We start from the raw sequence: 19,881 nt of genomic DNA on the forward strand, positions 1-19,881 counted from the left end.
ATCAATTTTTAGCTATATAATTTAGAAAGCCTTTACATTTGTTCGCAAACTAGCTATATTTAAGTTGTAGGGAGTAACAATTTGAACGGAGGTCATAATATGACAAGAAAAGCTTATATGATTGGTACAGGTATTGGTAACTTAGCTGCTGGTATTTATTTGATCCGTGATGGTGGTTTCAAGGGTGACCAGATAACAATGATGGGTCTTGAAAAGCACGGTGCGAATGATGGTGCAGCTGTTTCGACATATGAAAATGAATATAGTAATCAAGCTTTATCTAATAACAAAGGTTTCTTGGCCAAGGGTGGCCGTATGTTGAACGAAGAAACATTTGAGAACCTTTGGGATGTTTTACGTTCAGTACCATCTTTGGATAATCCGGGTCAAACAGTTACAGATGATATTCTTAATTTTGACCACGCACATCCAACACATGATGTTGGTCGTTTGATTGATCATAATGGACCACGTGTTAAAAATAATAAAGACAATTATAGACATATGCAGTTCAACAACAAAGATAGAATGTTGCTGACTAAACTAATGATGATGCCAGAAAAGGATGAAGAAAGACTTAACAATGTAAGTATTGCTGAATACTTTGCAAGTAGTCCACATTTCTTCACAACTAACTTCTGGTATATGTGGCAAACTACCTTTGCCTTTAAGCGTGCCAGTTCAGCTGTTGAACTTCGTCGTTATATGAATCGTATGATTCTAGAATTTACACGTATCAACACATTGGAAGGTGTAACAAGATCTCCATACAACCAATACGAGAGTATTATTTTGCCAATGCGTAAGTACCTAGAGGATCGTGGCGTAACTTTCATCAATAATCGCAAAGTTACAGATATTGAATTTAAAGATACTCCTTTACAAGATGATATTATAGTTACTGGTTTGAAGTATGAAGAAGTTGATAATGATAACAAGGAAGGTCACTTGGATATTGATGAGAATGACTTAGTATTTGACACTAATGGTTCAATCACAGATAGCTCATCAATTGGTGATTTCAATACAGCAATTACTGAAAAAGACGAATACGCTCCAAGTGCTGCACTTTGGAAGAAAGCTGCTGAGAAGTTCTACTCCTTAGGTAATCCAGATAAGTTCTTCGGTGATCGCACTCAAAGTGAATGGTTGAGTTTTACAGTTACAACTAACAATCATTTCTTACTCAATGAAATTGCTCGTATTACGGAACAAGAACCAGGCAATGCCTTGAATACATGGATCGATAGTACACCGTTGATGTCATTAGTAATTCATCATCAACCACACTTCAAGGCACAAAAGCCTAATGAATCAACATTCTGGGGTTACTTCATGTATCCACGTCGTAATGGTGACTATGTTCAAAAACCTGTTATTGAAATGACTGGTGAGGAAATGCTTAAAGAATTATTAGGTCACCTTGCTGAAGTTGATCCAAGTAAAGACAATATTAAGAATCATACACAAGAGATCATGGATAGCATTGTTAATGTGATTCCGGTCTATCTTCCATATGCTAGTGCAATGTTCAATCAAAGAGCTGTGGGTGATCGTCCAGATGTTGTTCCAAAGCACAGCAAGAACTTGGCCTTTATTAGTCAATTCTGTGAACAACCATTCGATATGGTCTTTACAGAACAATACTCATTTAGAGCTGCTCAAAGAGCCGTTTATACATTGTTAGGAATTCCTTTAACAGAAATGACGCCAATGCATCATTATGAAAAAGATCCTAAAGTTATGGCAAGAGCTGCTAAAACAATGTTTAGATAAGATTAAGCAAGAGGGCGAGACAAAACGCGTTTAATTTCTGAGTATAACCGAAAAAGATTTGACATTTACGTAGTAAATGCCAGATCTTTTTTTGTTAAACGGAAGAAATTGTGTTTTGACACGCGCTTACGCTGTAAATTCATATGGCTACCGAATTATGTCACATTCCCTATTTGTGCACTTGTGAAGATACTTTAACAAGCACAAATAGTGTGCCAGTAGCAGCTATTGAATTATATTTCACAAATATCACATTACATTTTGTATACTTACTGACAGGAAAACATGAAAACGTTTTCAAAAATAAACGCTTATATAACAATGATTATCGAATAATTATTGTACATTTTGTTAAATTTATTGCTTTTTAACTGAAAACAGTTGCTATATTTTCAAAGCATGATAAGATAGAACGTGAAATATGTAACGTGAATTAATTAACAAAATATCATTCTGTCTTGGAGGTATAGCAATGTTAAAGGATTCTAAAGAAGTAACTCAAGTTAAAGAAGATCAAGTTGGCCCAGTGACCAATGAGATGGTAATGAAAGCTCAAAAGGCACTTAATATTATGGATAGTTTCACTCAAGAGCAAGTGGATCATATTGTTCACCATATGGCGATTGCTGGTTTGAATGCAAGTTTGGAATTAGCAAAGTTGGCTCACGAAGAAACTGGACGTGGTGTAACAGAGGATAAAGTTATTAAAAATATGTTTGCGACTGAAGAGATCTGGCACTCAATAAAACGTGACAAGACGGTCGGAATTATCGAGGATGATAAGGAACATCGTTTGATCAAAGTTGCTGAACCACTCGGTGTTTTGGCAGGTGTAACTCCAGTTACTAATCCAACGTCTACAACCATGTTCAAATCTTTAATAGCACTAAAAACTCGTAATCCAATTATCTTTGGATTCCATCCTCAAGCACAAAAGTCATCAGTAGCTGCAGCCAAAGTAATGTTAAAAGCAGCCGTTGAAGCAGGAGCACCTGAGAATGTTATTCAATGGATCGAAAAACCAAGTATTGAAGCAACTTCAGCCTTGATGAATCATCCTGGTGTTGCTAGTGTATTGGCAACTGGAGGTCCTGGTATGGTCAAAGCAGCTTATTCAACCGGTAAACCAGCACTGGGTGTTGGACCTGGTAATGGACCGGCATATATTGAGAAGACCGCAAATATTAAACGTGCTGTTAATGACATTGTATTATCCAAGACATTCGATAATGGTATGGTCTGTGCTTCAGAAAACAGTGCTATTGTTGATCAAGAAATTTATAAAGAAGTAAAAGAACAATTAGAAAAGAACAAAGTTTATTTCATCAAAAAGAGTGATCATAAGGCTTTAGCTGAGGCTATGTTTAGACCAGAAGGAGGAGTGAAAGGTCCTATTGCTGGTAAGTCTGCAATTGAAATTGCAAAGTTAGCAGGAATTAAAGTACCAGCAGACACAAAAGTTATCGGAGTTGAAATTACTGGAATTGGACCTAGTGAACCACTATCAGCCGAAAAATTATCACCAGTTTTATCAGTATTCAAGGCTAAGAATCATAAAGATGCTTTTGATAAAGCTGATAAGTTATTACACTTTGGCGGTTTAGGTCATACGGTAGCAATCCACACAATGGATGAAGATCTAGCAACTGAATTTGGTATTAAGATGAAGGCAAGTAGAGTCCTCGTCAATACACCTGCCGCTATCGGTGGTATTGGTAATTTGTACAACGAGATGATCCCATCACTAACATTAGGTACAGGTTCATGGGGTAAGAATTCAGTTTCACATAATGTTTCGTCATTTGATTTGCTTAATATTAAGACGATTGCTAGACGGAGAAACAATATGCAATGGATCAAACAGCCTCGTGTTTACTTTGAAAAAACATCAGTACGTTATCTTGAAGATCTAGAAGGGATGAGTCGTGCATTTATCGTTTGTGATCCTGTCATGGTTCAATTGGGTTATGTGAATACTGTTGTTGATGAATTGAAACACAGTAAGACTAATGTTGAATATTCAATGTTCTCTGATGTGGATTCAGTCGCTACTACTGATATGGTTCAACGTGGAGTCACTCAAATGAAACTCTTCAAACCTGATACGATCATCGCTTTGGGTGGTGGAACAACTATGGATGCCGCAAAAGACATGTGGTTATTCTATGAACATCCCGATGTTGATTTGTTTGGTGCAAAGCAAGGCTTCATAGATATCAGAAAGCGTACATACAAATTCCCTAAACCTGAAAAGACACAATTTGTTGCTATTCCAACGACATTTGGAACTGGTTCAGAGGTAACACCATTTACTTCAATTACTGATTCGAAGACAAATGTTAAATATCCAATTGCCGACTACTCTTTGACGCCTGATGTTGCCATTGTCGATTCACAATTTGTTGAGACAATGCCTAAGGATGTTATTGCTGAATCTGGGTTGGACGTATTGAATAATGCTATTGAATCATATGTTTCAAATATGGCATCTGATTATACACGCCCTTATGCTTTGCAAGCTATCAAGATAGTATTCGATAATTTAGCTAAAGCATACAATGGTGATCCTGATGCACAAGCCGAAATGCACAATGCTTCTACTTTGGCAGGTATGTCATTCGGTAATGCCTTTGCTGGTGTCGGTCATTCAATTACCGATGTTTTGAATAACGAGTTCGGTATTAGACACGGACTGGCTTCGATAATCGCTCTACCTCAAGTCATTAGATACAATTTTGAACAACCGACAAAGATCGCAATGTGGCCTAAGTATGAAAACTTTAGAGCTGATGAAGATTATGCAACAATTGCACGTTCTATTGGTTTAAATGGTAAGAATAATGAAGAATTGCGTGATGGTTTGATTAATAGAATTATTGATTTAGCACATCGTGTTGATGTCAAGTTAAGCTTGAAGGATAACGGAATCAATAAGGCCGAATTTGATAAGAAGATCGATTCTCTAGCAGAATCAGCCTTTGCAGATCAATTCTCCTTCGCTAACCCTAAAGAACCATTGATTACTGAATTGAAGCAAGTATTGTTAGATGCTTATGAAGGTAAAAATATTAAATAGAATTTTGTTGATCATTTCCGGTCAACGGTGATTAATTACAAAAAATGGAGCGTTACGACAATTTGCCGTGACGCTCCATTATTTATTTGTATTAATAAAATACGATTCCTGCACAGTCATCTAGTTAGAAATTCTCTACAAACTCATCGATTTCTTTTAAATAAGTTTCTTTTTGAAAATCACTGATCCAAGAAGTCTCAAAAGAATTCTTAGCGAATGTCACTAGTTGATCAGCAGTTAAATTATATTTTTCGGCGATTGCCTGATAATTATCAGCAATGTAACCTCCAAAATAAGCAGGATCATCGGAGTTAATTGAAACTTTAACACCTTGTTTCATTAATTCCACGATTTCTTTACCTTTCATATCATTTGTAACGAAGCCATTTGATAGTGGACAACTTGTAAGTCCAAGTTTCTTCTGATTGACCCAGTCAACTAGATCTTGATTCTCGACAATATTGGTTCCGTGGTCTAATCTTTCGACTTCGATGATTTCCAAGGCTTGTTTGATGTGTTCGATTGAGTCGACTTGGTCAATGTCGGCGTGCATTGTTGTGTGATAGCCTTGATTAGATGCATCGCTGAATGGACGTGCAAACTTCAATGGAGGATTGTGGTGTTCATCGGAATCCAATCCAACACCAAGAATCATGTCACGATAAGGTTCAGCCATTTTTAATACTTCGTTAGCTGATTTGGCAGGCATATCTCGTAAGAAACACATGATCAAATGTGCATCTACATTGAAAGAACTAGCATCAACACAAGCACGATGATATCCCTTGATAAATGTTTCAAAGGAGATCCCACGAGTTAAATGTGCTTGAGGATCAAAGAACATTTCCACGTGACGAACGCCATTTTGTTTTGCACGTTTTAAGTATTCCATTGCTAGTTGATAAAAGTCATCTTCAGTTTGTAAAACATTCATTCCGGGATAGTAAACCGCTAAGAATGAAGCTAATGAATCATAGTCGTATGATTTACGAACATCTTCAATAGTTGTTTGACCGATATCGATGTTATTCTTTTGTGCTAACTTTAATTTCAATTCCGGTTCTAGCGTTCCTTCCAAGTGTAGATGAAGTTCGGCTTTTGGTAATCCTTCGATAAATTCTCTAGTAATTGTTTTAGGTAACAATATGATTAGCTCCTTATCATTTTATATTGTTAAGAATAACAAGGATAAAATCAATAATCAACTGTTTGAAGCATAAAAATATTTGTTAAATACGAACGATAGAAAAATATTTATAAAAAATAATCGTATTTTACTTGATATTATTATATGAATTTGAGATACTTCTGTTGTAAACGAGAGTGTCATCACACTCAACGCAAAAAGGAGATTAAATAAAATGGATACCTCAATGAACCAAAGAAGTTTTATTGAAAAACTGTTCCATCTTCAAGAAAATGGAACAACAGTAAGACGTGAAGTTTTAGCCGGTTTAACAACCTTTGTTTCAATGGCTTATATTTTATTCGTTAATCCGCAAGTTTTAGGGGATGCGGGTATGAATAAAGGGGCTGTTTTTACAGCAACAGCATTATCAGCAATTTTGGGTTCAGTCTTGATGGCCTTATTAGCTAACTATCCAATTGCAATTGCGCCCGGACTTGGTGACAATGCCTTCTTTACTTATTCGGTTGTTTTAGCGATGGGAATTCCATGGCAAACAGCAATGGCTGGAGTATTCATTTCCAGTATTTTGTTTTTGATTCTTTCATTAGTTAAGTTACGTGAAATTGTTATTGATGCTATACCGCATGATCTTAAATTAGCGATGGCAGCAGGTATTGGTATTTTCATCGCCTTTGTTGGATTCCAAGGTGGTGGACTTATCACTGGTAGTAAATCAACTTTAGTTGCTATGGGTTCCTTAACAGTTCCTACAACTTGGTTAACTATTTTTGGTTTAGTTGTAACAGCTGGTTTAATGGCCAAAAAAGTTCCAGGTTCGATCTTTATTGGTATGGTTTTAACTACTATCTTAGGATTAGTAACTAAGTTGATCCCATTACCAAGTCACATTGTTTCATCTATTCCAAGTTTGAAACCAACATTTGGTGTCGGAGTAGCGCACTTAGGTGATATCAGTCAACCACAATTATGGTCAGTTGTTTTGATCTTCTTATTGGTTGCCTTCTTTGATACCGCTGGTACCTTGATTGGTCTAGCAGCACAAGCTGGATTTATGAAGGATAATAAGATGCCACGTATCGGTGGTGCACTTATGGCAGATTCGATCTCAATGCTTGGTGGTGCAGTGATGGGTACAACTCCAACTGCAGCATACGTTGAATCTAGTGCCGGTATTGCTATTGGTGGTCGTACAGGATTGACATCAATGGTTGTCGGAATTTTATTTGCCCTCGCAATGTTCTTCTCACCATTATTGACAGTCGTAACTTCAAATGTAACGGCACCAGTATTGATCATTGTTGGTATTTTAATGGCTCAATCAATGAAGGAAATCGATTGGAGCAAGTTTGAAATTGCAATGCCAGCATTTCTAACAATTGTTGGTATGCCACTTACATACAATATTTCTTATGGTATTGCCTTTGGATTTTTAGCTTATCCACTAACTATGTTAGCCGCAGGTAGAAGAAAAGAAATAAATCCAATTATGTATATTTTGTTCGTCGTATTCATTATCTTGCTATATACAATTAACATCTTACCTAAATAGGAGGCATTACCTTGTTAGACATGAATGATTTCAAGAACCTCATTAAAGCTGGTTCAGCTGATATTCCCGCAGATTTGGTTATTAAAAATGGACAATTAGTTAATGTATCTACTAAAGAAATTTATCCAACTCAAGTTGCAATTTATAAGAATAAGATCGTCGCAGTTGATGATGATGTTTCTGATTATATTGGTGATTCTACAAAAGTGATCGATGCTAAAGGTCAATATTTGGTTCCTGGTATGATCGATGGACATATTCACGTGGAGTGCAGCAAGTTGAGTATGACAAGCTTTGCTCAAGCTGTTGTTCCTCATGGGACGACGAGTATTGTTTCAGGTTTAGATGAATATATTTCAGTTATTGGTTTGAAGGGTCTTAAAGAAATATTTAAAGAGATCGATCAATCTGATTTGAAATTATTCTGGGGAGCTCCATTCAAAACTCCCTATACTATTCCACAGTCAACAATCGCTGAAAATATTGACTCTAATATGCAAAAAGAGTTATTGAAGCAAGCAAATGTCTATGGTGTTTGGGAAACAGTCCGTGAAGATATTCAAGAATTGGATGAAGATACTTTGAAGACGATGTTATACGCCAAAGAAGCTCATAAGCCAGTTTGGGGTTGCTCGCCTATGGCACGAGGTAAGAAGCTCAATCAGTATTTGATGAGTGGAGTTCGTGTTGACCATGAAAGTTACGATCACGAAGAATTATTAGAAAAAGCGCGTAAGGGCATGAATGTGGTCGTTAGAGAATCATCCGTAACACACTTCTTAAAAGAAAACATCCGTGCCATTACTGAAAACACTGCCGATGTTGCTCGTCACGTTAGCTTCTGTACAGATGATGTTACGGCAACTGATATTGCTGAATTAGGACATCTGGATCACGTCGTTCGTCTGGCAATTAAGGCTGGAGTAGAGCCATTAACGGCCATTCAAATGGCAACGATCAATTCAGCTGAAGCATATCGAATCGATGATCAAGTTGGTATGATTGCACCTAATCGGGATGCTGATATTTTATTTGTTAAAGATTTGAATGAATTTAAAATTTCAGAAGTGATTTCAAAAGGTAAAATCGTTGAAGAAAATAAAACTTCAACGATCAAGTATTCAGATGAAATCATGCATTCAGTCAAAGCTAAGAAGCTTACGCCAGATGACTTTGTTTATAAAGTTGATATTGAATCCGGTGTGGCAAATGTTGAGACGATTAAGAGTGTTGGACCATTTGTCAGAAAACGTCGTGACGTTGAATTGAATATCAAAGATCATCAGATTGAAATTGATCCATCTAAAGATGTCGCTTTGGTTTCTGTTATCGAAAGATTTGGTATTAATGGAAATAAATCTTTGGGATTCACTTCAGGATGGGGTCTGCAGGCCGGAGCAATGGCTTCGACTGCCGCACCGGATGATAATAATCTAATCGTTATGGGTGTTAACGCTGACGATATGGCATTTGCTGCTAATGAATTGATCACACGTGGTGGTGGACAAATCGTTGTTAAAGACCAACAGGTTCTAAGTTTCTTGCCGTTGCCAATTGCTGGAATCGTATCAGAAGCAACTCCGGCAGAAGTAGTGCAACAAGAGAAGAGCATTCTCAAGGCAGCTCGTGATTTGGGTAGTAAAGTTGATGATCCAATGTTTTATATGACTTTCTTACCAATTACAGCTATACCTGACTTGGCAATTACTGATTTGGGACCAACCGATTGTATTGGTTTGAAATTGTTTGATCCAATTTTGAGCGTTAAAAAAAGCTAGCCGTTAAGCTAGCTTTTTCATTTCCATTTATCTATTAATTTGTTAGTCTCTTTTGTGTTATTAGTAAATACACTATCGAATTTGTAAACCTTTAATGCATTGTAGTTATCATTATAAGTATCTAGGGTCCAGGCATTGGTTTTAAAACCATTGTCATGGGCTTTTTTGATGAGCTTTTTAGTCCATTGATTTTGGTCTATCGAAATAAAGGTAATATAACGAGGCGCATTGTCGATTTCCTCAGTATACTGTCTTTCGGTTACGGAATCTAGTAACCATAGAATAGGTATATTCTTTTGGGCTTTTTTACTATGGAATTTTTCAATACCAGGGATGCTGCTATCTTGCATGATAATATTGTTATTCATTTTATACTTATTGAGTACCTTTGCTAAGGCTTGTTCAGTATCAGTATTATCACCGGCGTTTTTCTTTGCTTCTATAATATAATGAACGTTTTTCTTGTAATGCTTGAAGACATCACTGAGTTTATGCAATTTTTCACCGTTAGCTAATTTTATTTTAGAAAGTTTCTGATCAGTCGAATCAGAAATTTTGATATTTTTGCCAGTCGTGCGTTTCAAATTGTTGTCATGAGAAACATATAGATTACCGTCTTTATTCATCCATACGTCTTGTTCGATATATTGACTACCATCTTTAATAGCGGTGTTGTATCCGGCAAAGGAATGCTCAGGTTGATTGTAAGGACTGCCACGGTGAGAGAAGACTAACGGAGTTTCAGGTGAGGCATGATTGATGCTGGTCTCTACTGATGTTAGGTTTTTGGCTTTGGCGGCAGCATTTGCCGTGATACCAGCAGTTGTTATTCCTATTAGTATGGCAGCGATACTTAGAATTGTAGGTATTTTTTTCATGTTTAATTCCCTTAAATGTTAAATAATTTCATATGCTCTTTAAGATATTTTCCAGTGATACTATCTTTGGAATCACAAATTTCTTGAGGAGTTCCACTGGCTATAATTTTACCACCATTGATCCCACCCTCGGGACCAAGATCATTAATATAGTCGGCATTGGCAATAATATCAAGATCGTGTTCAATGACAATAACGGTAGCGTGATTGTCGATCAATTTATTTAGAACGCCGATCAATACTGAGACATCCTTAGGATGGAGGCCGACACTAGGCTCATCGAAGACGAATAATTGGTTCTTTTGACTGCGTTTCATGTAGGTAACTAGTTTTAATCTTTGAGCTTCACCACCTGATAAGGTTGGAGTACTTTCCCCAAGTTCTAAATAATTCAAACCAATTTCATTAAGTGTATCTATGGTGTTTTCAATATTAGTTTCATCTTTGAAAAAGTCAGCTGCTTCAGTAATAGACATATTTAATATTTCGGCAATATTTTTGCCATGCCAAGTTATTGCTAGAATGTCGGGATTGTAACGATTACCGTGACATACTGGGCAAGTTTCTACCATATCAGGAAGATACTGAATATCTAAGGTTATGACTCCAGTTCCACCGCAGTTAGGGCAGGCACCTTCTTTATTGTTATATGAGAAATAACTGGCAGTGTATTTCTTAGCTTTAGCTTGCTCTGTTGCAGCGAATAATTTACGAACCTTGTCTAGAATCTTAGTATAGGTTGCAACTGTGGAACGAACATTCTTACCGATCGGCGTGGAGTCAACCGTCAAAACATTTTTGATACCATTAGTATCAAGAGACTTAACATATTTTGGAATAGGGTCACCGTTTAATTTGTCCTCCAAAGCATTGATGAAACTGTCGAAGACAAGTGTGGTTTTACCTGATCCAGACATTCCTGATACTACATTTAATGATTCTTTACTGAATTTGGCCTTCATACCGTGAATATTGAAGCGGTCACCAATTTCGACGCTGATAGTACCTTTAGTGAATGGTTTAGTTTGTTGATGGCAAAGGATATTTGCATCACCGGTCAAATATGGTTCGATGACGGAGTCGTGATTGTTCTTAATATCATCAACGGTTCCTTTAGAAATAACTTGTCCACCGCTGGCACCTGATGATGGTCCAATTTCAATAACATAATCAGCTGCTGCAATAATACTAGTATCGTGATCAACGACGATGAGCGAGTTACCTAATTTTACTAGTTCACGTAAGATCTTTATCAAACCAGTAACATTAGCCGGATGCAAACCAACACTTGGTTCATCTAAGACGTATAACACTCCAGTCATTTGATTACGAATGGTCCGAGCTAATTGGATTCTTTGTAATTCACCTGTGGACAAAGTATTGCCAGCACGTGTGAGTGTTAAATAGTTTAAGCCTAAGTCATCGATCGGCTGTAATAATTCTAATAACTCATTAGTTAAGTTTTTGCCTAATTTTTGCATATCATCAGGAAGCCAATCCATGATGTCATTACAGAAGTCTTGTAATTGGCTAATACTCAATTGACAAACCTGAGCAATATTTTTACCGACTAATTCATTATTGAATAATTTTGGATCAAATCTGCTACCTAAACAATTTGGGCATTCTTTAATAGAATAAAATCTGCCTAATCGCTTAAGAGTATTTTCGTTTTTGGTACTATTCAAACTATGTTTAACGGCGTCGATGGCATTTTCATATAATGCATTTAGTTTAAATGATTTACCAGTTGAAGTAGGGATGATCACTTCTTTTTTTACACCTTTACCGTTGACGACGATGTCTTTTTCTTTTTCAGTTAGATCTTTAAAGGGAACATCAACTCTAACGCCTAGTTCTTGAACAACTTCGATTTGAAGTGAACGACCTGGTAAGCGCCATGAACGTACGGCACCTTCAGCAATGGTCAAAGTTTTGTCAGGAATGATTTTATCTAATTCGATAGTTTTTAAGAAGCCAGTTCCTTGGCAAGTAGGGCAGGCGCCAGTGGAATTAAAGGCAAAGTCTTCAGCACCAAATGCCATAAAATGTACGTGGCAAACTAGACAAGTTAAAACACCCATATTGTCATCAGAGGTAGGTAGATCCATAACTTGCGATATTTTTAGAGTTGGATCAAGTCTGTGTCCATTAGGACATTTGACTGATGCTAGTCGAGAAAACATCAAACGTAAGATATTTAGACTTTCAGTCATTGTACCAACTGTTGAGCGAACTCCAGGAACCACTGGCCGTTGTCTCAAAGCAATTGTGGAAGGTAGATTCTTGATGTCTTTCACATTTGAACGTCCCATTTGAGTGATGCGACGTCTAGTATAAGTAGAAAGTGCGTTGAGATATTTTCTAGCACCTTCAGAATAAATTGTATCCATTGCCAGTGATGACTTACCTGATCCGGAAACACCAGTTATTGCTACAAAAGAATTGAGAGGAATATCAATATTTAAGTTCTTCAGATTATTAGCATTTGCACCACGAACCTCGATATTGTCTGGAATATAATTTTTGTGTCTAATTACCATAATTAACTCCTTCCATTTTGCATTAACATTTTAACATTGCTGCCAATTATATTGTGAAATTAGGATTTTTTTAAAAGTTGAATCCTACTGCATCAAGCTCCAAGCATGTGAAAACACTACCATATATGGATAAGGCTTAGATTTGTATACAATATCTAGTCGTTAAGTGTTATTATAGTGAATGTTGATTTTTTACAGATTATTTAATGAATTGGTTGGAGGAGAATAATGATGATCGTATTGAGCGGCACTATTGGAGCCGGTAAAAGTTCATTGGCAACTATTTTGTCAAAACATTTAGGAACAGAGGCATTTTATGAACAAGTCGATAACAATCCTGTGTTACCACTTTTTTATGCTGATCCTAAGAAATATGCATTTCTATTACAAATTTATTTTTTGAACAAGCGCTTTGAATCTATCAAACAAGCAATGGTAGATGACAATAATGTTTTGGACCGTTCAATTTACGAGGATTCACTATTCTTTCATATGAATGCAGATATGGGACGTGCTACACCTCAAGAAGTTAAGGTTTATGACGAATTACTAGATAACATGATGCAAGAACTACCATATGCTGCTGCAAAAAAAGCTCCAGACTTACTAGTTCATATTGATATTTCATACGATACAATGATCAAACGTATCGAAAAACGTGGCCGTGACTACGAACAACCAGAACAAGATCCATCATTAGTTGAGTATTATCATAACTTGCTCGGTCGTTATGACGGTTGGTATGATGACTATGATTATAGTCCAAAGATGAAGATCGACGGAGATAAGTATGATTTCGTTGAAAATCCTGATGATCTTCAAACTGTTTTGGATCAAATCGATGCTGAATTGGCAAAGCACAGAGTTACATCAAATAATTAAATTAAAGAAAAGAAGCTGAAAAGCTTCTTTTTTAGTTTGATGTCTATGTGAAAATACGGTAATCTATTTAAGACAGTTTTTCTGGTAACCTGTCCAAAATAAAAACAGTGGGGGATTTTTTTCTATGAACAAATTAAAGACTAGGGATATAACTCAATTGGCGATTATCGCTGCTTTGTATGTTGCAGTGACAGTTGCACCTGGACTTTCAGCATTTTCGTATGGTCCAGTTCAATTTAGAGTTTCTGAGATCCTGATGTTGTTACCATTTTTTAATCATAAGTACAGCTGGTCACTGATCATTGGTTGTTTTATCGCTAATATCTTCAGTGCATCACTTGGAGCATATGATTTATTATTTGGTACATTGGCAACGGCAGTTGCTTGCTACTTGATAACCAAGGTTCCAGCTAAGATGGAATGGATCTGGGCAGTTCCAGCTATATGTGCCGTAGTAAACGGTATTATCGTTGGTGCTGAACTTCACTTGGTACTTAAAATTCCATTCTGGATCAATGCTGGATCAGTTGCATTAGGTGAAGTAGTAGTGGTTGCGATTGGCGCTGCAATTTTTTATTTCTTAATGAAAAATCGCAATTTCAGTAAATTAATTAATTAAGACTATAAAGGGGGAAGTGATTCCTCCTTTTTTTTGTTATAATCATCATTATAAAGATTGTGAGGAGATGTTTTTATGAATATCGGAATTTTTACCGATACATACTTCCCTCAAGTTAGTGGAGTAGCTACATCGATCCAAACATTGAAGAACGATTTGGAACGAAAAGGAAATTCAGTTTATATTTTTACAACAACCGATCCCAATGTTTCTAAAAAAACAATTGAACCTAATATTTTTCGGGTAAGCAGTGTACCGTTCATCTCGTTTACTGATAGAAGAATTGCAATCAGAGGGATGTTCCATGCGGTGGAACTTGCTAAAGAATTAAAATTGGACATTGTTCATACACAGACAGAATTCTCGATGGGTTTAATGGGTAAATTTGTAGCAAAGCAGTTAAAAATACCGTTTGTTCATACTTATCACACGATGTATGAGGACTATTTGCATTACGTCTTGAATGGTCATTTACTTAAGCCATATCATGTAAAGCAAATGTCTAGAATGTTCTTGAAGAATGCTTCAGGCGTTGTTGCTCCAAGTAAGCAAGTGAAGGCAACACTAGACCGCTATGAAATCAAAGCACCTATTTCAATTATTCCTACGGGTGTGGACCTTTCAGAATATACCAAACCAGTTAACGCATCTGATATACGTGAACAATTAGGAATTTCTGAAGATACACCAGTAATACTGATGTTGAGTCGAATCGCTTTGGAGAAAAAGATTGATCATATGCTTCGATCAATGCCTGAGTTGCTCAAGTATAATCCTGAAATTAAGTTAGTTATCGTTGGTGATGGTCCCGATATGGAAGAATTAGTTCAAATGTCGAAGGACTTGGGAATTGACGACAGTGTTATATTTACTGGAGAAGTAGAGCACGATAAAATCTCACCATATTATCATATGGCGAATATTTTTGTGTCATCCAGTGACACTGAATCTCAAGGATTAACATACATTGAAGCAATTGCTTCAGGATTAAAAATCGTCGTTAGAAGTGCGCCATATACTGATCAGCTTTTGACAGATCCGTCAGTTGGTGTAACATTCTCACAAGATAGTCAATTAGTTCCTAGGATCATTGCATATCTTGATCATCCAAAATCATTTGACGATCGTGACGCAAGACATAAGATCCTATATAACATTTCATCTGATAACTTTGGTAATTCCGTTTTGGACTTTTACCATCGTTCAGAAGAATATTTTGTCAGAGAGGAACTTTCAGATTCATCAATAGATCCAGAGGAGTATTCGAATGATTAAAATAACAATGTTTTCATCAGCAGATAAAGTCGCAGGACAGGGCGTCGGCAGTGCCTATAAGGAATTGATAAACCTGCTGAAAGAACGTTTTAGCAATGATTTCGATATTAAGATCAATGACTATGGACGTAGTGATTTAAGTCACTATCATACGATCGATCCACAATTCTATCTGTCAACGTTTTCTAAAAAAAGAGGACGTAAGATAGGATACGTTCATTTTTTGCCTGAGACACTAGAAGGAAGTATTAAGTTACCAGAACCAGCAAAGTCTATTTTTTATAAATATGTAATTAATTTTTATAAGCGAATGGACCAAATTGTTGTTGTTAATCCAACTTTTATTGATAAACTAGTAGCTCATGGCTTAGATCGAAATAAAATCAAGTACATTCCTAATTTTGTTTCGACTGAAAATTTCTATGAAAAATCAGCTGAAGAGAAAAAAGCCTTCCGTAAGAAAATCGGGGTACCTGAGGATAAGTTCATCGTGTTCGGGGATGGACAAGTTCAAGAGCGCAAGGGTATCGATGATTTTTATAAGTTAGCTAAAGGTAATCCAGACATACAATTCATTTGGGCTGGTGGTTTTTCGTTTGGCAAAATAACCGATGGTTATGACCGCTACAAAGATATGATCGATAATGCACCTAAAAATATGAAGTTCACTGGTATCGTTGACCGCAACGAGTTGGTCGATTATTACAATGCATGTGACTTATTTTTACTGCCTTCGTATGATGAATTGTTTCCAATGTCAGTATTGGAAGCATTTGCCTGTGGCGCACCAGTATTATTGAGAGATCTAGATTTGTATCGTGCTATAATCTATGGATATTATCAACCAGCCAGAAATTATTCTGATATGAATGATTTTATAAATAAGGCTGCAGCTAATCGAGATATCCTGAAAGAATTCAAGAAGAAATCTCGAGAGGCTACACAACAGTACTCAGAGGACAATTTGAGTAAGATTTGGTATGATTTTTATACTGATCAATATAAAATTTCTAAACGGGATAAATAATGAGTAGAAAAAATATAGTTGCATTATTTGTGATGATAGGGCTAGGAGTCAGTATTTTTTGGTGGGAAGCCAGAAAAATCAACTTCAAGTCATTAGTCACAACGTTTCAGAGTTTGAATTACGGTTGGCTAGCGGTAGCGTTTCTATCCATTCTATTGTCATATGCAGTAGAGTCACTAGTCTTACATACTTTATTGAAGAAAAAAGAAGACCGGAAGTTTGGTTGGTGGGAGATGTACCGTATACCATTGATTCAAGCATTGTTTAATGCCATCACACCTTTTTCTTCAGGTGGACAACCAGCTCAATTAGTTGGATTGATGCAATCGAAGATTGATCCTGGTCGAGCAAGTTCTGTCCTATTGATGAAGTTCGTAATTTATCAAGCGATGGTGCTAGTTAATTTTATTATTGCAATGGCGGTAAGCTTCAAAAGTGTTGCGCAACATTTTTCGGGGCTTGCCACTTTAATTGTGTTTGGAATGGTTATTCATTTAGTTACCATTTCTTTCTTATTGATGATCATGTATTATTATGATTTCACTAAGAAAATGGTTCAGGTCATTCTTAAACCAGTTTTGTTTTTTCTAAAAGAAGAAAAACGTGATAAAATTTTACAGTCGACAATTACTAGTATCGATAGTTTTTATAATGAAAGCTTGGTTTTGAAACGTGAAAAGAAAAAAGTTATCAAAGCATCGTTACTAACGATCGTTCAACTATTCTTGTATTATTTTGTAGTTTATTTTGTACTACTAGCATTAAATTGTGATCATGTAAATATCGTCGATGTTTTAGTGATGCACATAATGATTGTAATGATCACATCTATCTTTCCGATTCCTGGGGGCTCAGGAGGAGCGGAATTTAGTTTCAAAACACTGTTTGCTGGATTCATTCCTTCACCTTCAGGATTGATTCTGGGTATGTTTTTATGGAGATTTATTACATATTATTTGGGGATGTTTTTGGGGATTATTGCGGTTTCAAAGAAACCCAAAATTAAATGAGACATCATAAAAGTTGTTAGTAAATCTATGGAGCGTAAATAATGAAGCGTATTGTTAAAAGTATTTCTAATTTTTTAAATACTAGGCTAGGATTCGTCGTCTTAGCTGTACTTTTATACACTATTAAAACTGTATATGCCTATCAAAATAAGTTCAACTTAGGTGTTAAAGGATCGATTCAGACTTTCTTAATGATAATCAATCCTATACCGATCATGTTGTTATTATTTGGTATTGCATTGTATATGAAAGGGAGAAAATCATACATCTTTCTACTAATAGTAGATTTCTTGGATACTGTATGGTTATTCTCTAATATTTTGTACTATCGTGAATTCTCAGATTTCCTAACAATGGTTTTGATCAAAGGTTCAGGATCAGTTTCAAATAACTTAGGTAAGAGTATTTTAGGTATTGTTAAGCCAACAGACTTTTTAGTCTTCTTGGATGTATTGATTTTGATTTTATTGTTAGCATTTCATGTTATTAGAATGGACGTAAAGAGACTGAATTGGAGAATTCCAGTATTAGTGAGTTCTTTAGCTGTTCTTTTGTTTGGTGCTAATTTAACATTGGCCGAAAGCGACCGTTCACAATTATTAACTAGAACTTTTGATAATAACTATATTGTTAAGTACTTAGGACTTAATGTATTTAATATTTATGATGTTATCAAGACTTCCCAGACTAACGCTGTTAAGGCTCAGTCTAAGAGTTCAGACTTGGACTCTATCGAGAAGTACATGAAGAATAACTACGTAACACCCAATGTTGAATATACTGGTGTTGCTAAGGGGAAGAATGTCTTCATTATCCATTTGGAGAGTTTGCAACAGTTTATGATCGACTTCAAATGGGATGGAGAAGAAGTAACTCCTAATTTGAATAAACTTTATCATGAAGACGATACTTTGAGTTTTGACAATTTCTTCAATCAAGTTGGACAGGGTAAGACTGCCGATGCTGAATTAATGCTCGAAAACTCATTGTTTGGACTACCTGAAGGATCAGCAATGGTTACTGATGGTACAACGAATACCTTCCAAGCTGCTCCAGCTATTCTGGATCAACATGGATATACGACAGCCTCATTCCATGGGGATGTACCAAGTTTCTGGAATCGTGATAATGCCTATAAGTCATGGGGATATGATTACTTCTTTAGTTCAGATTACTATAAGATCAAGAAAGACTACGAAGTCGGTTATGGTATGAAGGATAAGATATTCTTAAAGGATTCTGCCAAGTATATCGAACAATTGCCACAACCATTCTATGCAAAACTAATTACCGTAACTAACCATTATCCATATACTCTAGATAAGAAGAACCAAAGTATATCCAAGACAGACACAGGGGATAAGACTGTTGATGGATATGTTCAAACCGCAAGGTACTTAGATGAGTCTATCGGTGAGTTTATGAATTGGCTTAAGGAGACTGGACTAGATAAGAATAGTATGCTAGTTCTATACGGTGATCACTATGGTATTTCTGATAACCACAAGAAGGCTATGGCTAAGTTAACGGGGATTAAGGGATTCAACGACTTTGATAATGCACAATACCAGCGTGTTCCATTTATGATCCATATGGATGGACTAAAGGGTGGCATCAACCATACTTACGGTGGTGAAATCGATGTTCTACCAACTTTACTTAATTTGTTAGGTGTAAGTGATAAGAATATGATTCAATTCGGTAGTGATCTACTAGCTAAGGATCATTCTCAAGTTGTGGCATTTAGAAATGGTGACTTTGTCTCGCCTACGGTAACCAAGGTAGGAAGTACATACTACAATACTAAGACGGGTAAGGTAGATAAGAAGATATCTGCCGCGGAGAAGGCCAAACTATCTAATAGAGTCACGACAGAATTGTCGTTATCTGACCGTGTTATTAATGGAGATCTACTGAGATTCCATAAGGTGCCAGGATTTACTACTGTAAATAAGAAAGATTACTCATATAAGAAGAGTACAGCTCTTAAGAAGCTGAAAGCAGCTAGAACTAAGAATGGAACTAGTTTATTAGCTCAAAATGATAATAAATCAATGGTAGATCTATATACCACTGATGCTCCAGAGTTAAGTGATAGCAAATAAGTACTAACTTTGATACCAAAGACACAAAGTCTTTGGTATTTTTTTATCTAGACAAAATGGCCCAAAAGGTAGTAATATTAGTAGGTAATCACCAATACCAATTTTTGTATGTAAATTAATTAAAGTTTTTTTGCAAAAACACTTGCATACATCAATTCTAATTGGTAATATATTACCTGTTGTTGCGATACAGCAACGGCGACAACGACTTCA

General features: G+C 36.2%; 13 protein-coding genes. 10 read left to right on the top strand and 3 right to left on the bottom strand.

The features are described 5' to 3' along the window. Positions 1–99 precede the first annotated feature (99 nt). Together U8519_RS10725 and adhE are read left to right on the top strand one after the other, a co-directional pair. On the top strand, positions 100–1,776 hold the full coding sequence (locus U8519_RS10725; protein ID WP_334330304.1) for an oleate hydratase: 1,677 nt from the start codon (positions 100–102) through the stop codon (positions 1,774–1,776). Between the two features lie 472 nt (positions 1,777–2,248). Further along, positions 2,249–4,852: a bifunctional acetaldehyde-CoA/alcohol dehydrogenase gene (adhE, locus tag U8519_RS10730; protein ID WP_334330305.1), complete on the top strand. Its 2,604-nt coding sequence runs from the start codon at positions 2,249–2,251 to the stop codon at positions 4,850–4,852. Between the two features lie 124 nt (positions 4,853–4,976). Here the strand turns inward: adhE and add are convergent, their stop codons facing one another. Then, positions 4,977–5,996, bottom strand: coding sequence for an adenosine deaminase (add, locus tag U8519_RS10735; RefSeq protein WP_334330306.1), 1,020 nt, complete (start codon positions 5,994–5,996; stop codon positions 4,977–4,979). Positions 5,997–6,213: 217 nt separating this feature from the next. On the opposite strand from add, the gene U8519_RS10740 reads away from it, so the two are divergent. Then, positions 6,214–7,551, top strand: coding sequence for an NCS2 family permease (locus U8519_RS10740; RefSeq protein ID WP_334330307.1), 1,338 nt, complete (start codon positions 6,214–6,216; stop codon positions 7,549–7,551). 20 nt (positions 7,552–7,571) lie between these two features. After that, positions 7,572–9,329 (top strand): adenine deaminase C-terminal domain-containing protein, encoded by a 1,758-nt coding sequence (locus tag U8519_RS10745; protein WP_334330321.1) that lies wholly within the window; start codon positions 7,572–7,574, stop codon positions 9,327–9,329. Between the two features lie 17 nt (positions 9,330–9,346). On the opposite strand, the gene U8519_RS10750 is transcribed toward U8519_RS10745, so the two are convergent. Together U8519_RS10750 and U8519_RS10755 are read right to left on the bottom strand one after the other, a co-directional pair. Next, positions 9,347–10,207: a glycerophosphodiester phosphodiesterase gene (locus tag U8519_RS10750; RefSeq protein ID WP_334330308.1), complete on the bottom strand. Its 861-nt coding sequence runs from the start codon at positions 10,205–10,207 to the stop codon at positions 9,347–9,349. Positions 10,208–10,218: 11 nt separating this feature from the next. After that, a complete protein-coding gene (locus U8519_RS10755; RefSeq protein ID WP_334330309.1) occupies positions 10,219–12,750 on the bottom strand; it encodes an excinuclease ABC subunit UvrA in 2,532 nt (843 codons plus the stop codon). Between the two features lie 231 nt (positions 12,751–12,981). On the opposite strand from U8519_RS10755, the gene U8519_RS10760 reads away from it, so the two are divergent. The 6 genes from U8519_RS10760 (at position 12,982) to U8519_RS10785 (ending at position 19,668) form a co-directional block, all read left to right on the top strand. Then, positions 12,982–13,632, top strand: coding sequence for a deoxynucleoside kinase (locus U8519_RS10760; RefSeq protein ID WP_334330322.1), 651 nt, complete (start codon positions 12,982–12,984; stop codon positions 13,630–13,632). 124 nt (positions 13,633–13,756) lie between these two features. Next, complete coding sequence (locus U8519_RS10765) at positions 13,757–14,251, top strand: QueT transporter family protein (protein WP_334330310.1); 495 nt, start codon at positions 13,757–13,759, stop codon at positions 14,249–14,251. 75 nt (positions 14,252–14,326) lie between these two features. After that, the gene (locus U8519_RS10770) at positions 14,327–15,526 is read left to right on the top strand and encodes a glycosyltransferase family 4 protein (protein ID WP_334330311.1); all 1,200 of its coding nucleotides are present in this window, start codon (positions 14,327–14,329) and stop codon (positions 15,524–15,526) included. Beyond that, complete coding sequence (locus tag U8519_RS10775; RefSeq protein ID WP_334330312.1) at positions 15,519–16,553, top strand: glycosyltransferase family 4 protein; 1,035 nt, start codon at positions 15,519–15,521, stop codon at positions 16,551–16,553. The genes U8519_RS10770 and U8519_RS10775 overlap by 8 nt, the downstream gene beginning before the upstream one ends. Beyond that, positions 16,553–17,563: a lysylphosphatidylglycerol synthase transmembrane domain-containing protein gene (locus tag U8519_RS10780; RefSeq protein WP_334330313.1), complete on the top strand. Its 1,011-nt coding sequence runs from the start codon at positions 16,553–16,555 to the stop codon at positions 17,561–17,563. The genes U8519_RS10775 and U8519_RS10780 overlap by 1 nt, the downstream gene beginning before the upstream one ends. 41 nt (positions 17,564–17,604) lie before the next feature. Continuing rightward, positions 17,605–19,668: an LTA synthase family protein gene (locus U8519_RS10785; RefSeq protein ID WP_334330314.1), complete on the top strand. Its 2,064-nt coding sequence runs from the start codon at positions 17,605–17,607 to the stop codon at positions 19,666–19,668. The last annotated feature ends 213 nt before the right edge of the window (positions 19,669–19,881 follow it).

Origin of the sequence: Companilactobacillus sp. HBUAS59699, from assembly GCF_036913575.1 — a bacterium.
Classification (GTDB): domain Bacteria; phylum Bacillota; class Bacilli; order Lactobacillales; family Lactobacillaceae; genus Companilactobacillus.

Excerpts from the sequence above, each read along its gene's own strand:
- U8519_RS10760 (WP_334330322.1), top strand. The coding sequence starts at position 12,982 with ATGATCGTATTGAGCGGCACTATTGGAGCCGGTAAAAGTTCATTGGCA.
- U8519_RS10770 (WP_334330311.1), top strand. The coding sequence starts at position 14,327 with ATGAATATCGGAATTTTTACCGATACATACTTCCCTCAAGTTAGTGGA.
- U8519_RS10765 (WP_334330310.1), top strand. The coding sequence starts at position 13,757 with ATGAACAAATTAAAGACTAGGGATATAACTCAATTGGCGATTATCGCT.
- U8519_RS10775 (WP_334330312.1), top strand. The coding sequence starts at position 15,519 with ATGATTAAAATAACAATGTTTTCATCAGCAGATAAAGTCGCAGGACAG.
- U8519_RS10755 (WP_334330309.1), bottom strand. The coding sequence starts at position 12,750 with ATGGTAATTAGACACAAAAATTATATTCCAGACAATATCGAGGTTCGT.
- U8519_RS10740 (WP_334330307.1), top strand. The coding sequence starts at position 6,214 with ATGGATACCTCAATGAACCAAAGAAGTTTTATTGAAAAACTGTTCCAT.
- U8519_RS10725 (WP_334330304.1), top strand. The coding sequence starts at position 100 with ATGACAAGAAAAGCTTATATGATTGGTACAGGTATTGGTAACTTAGCT.
- U8519_RS10745 (WP_334330321.1), top strand. The coding sequence starts at position 7,572 with ATGAATGATTTCAAGAACCTCATTAAAGCTGGTTCAGCTGATATTCCC.
- U8519_RS10780 (WP_334330313.1), top strand. The coding sequence starts at position 16,553 with ATGAGTAGAAAAAATATAGTTGCATTATTTGTGATGATAGGGCTAGGA.
- U8519_RS10785 (WP_334330314.1), top strand. The coding sequence starts at position 17,605 with ATGAAGCGTATTGTTAAAAGTATTTCTAATTTTTTAAATACTAGGCTA.
- U8519_RS10750 (WP_334330308.1), bottom strand. The coding sequence starts at position 10,207 with ATGAAAAAAATACCTACAATTCTAAGTATCGCTGCCATACTAATAGGA.
- adhE (WP_334330305.1), top strand. The coding sequence starts at position 2,249 with ATGTTAAAGGATTCTAAAGAAGTAACTCAAGTTAAAGAAGATCAAGTT.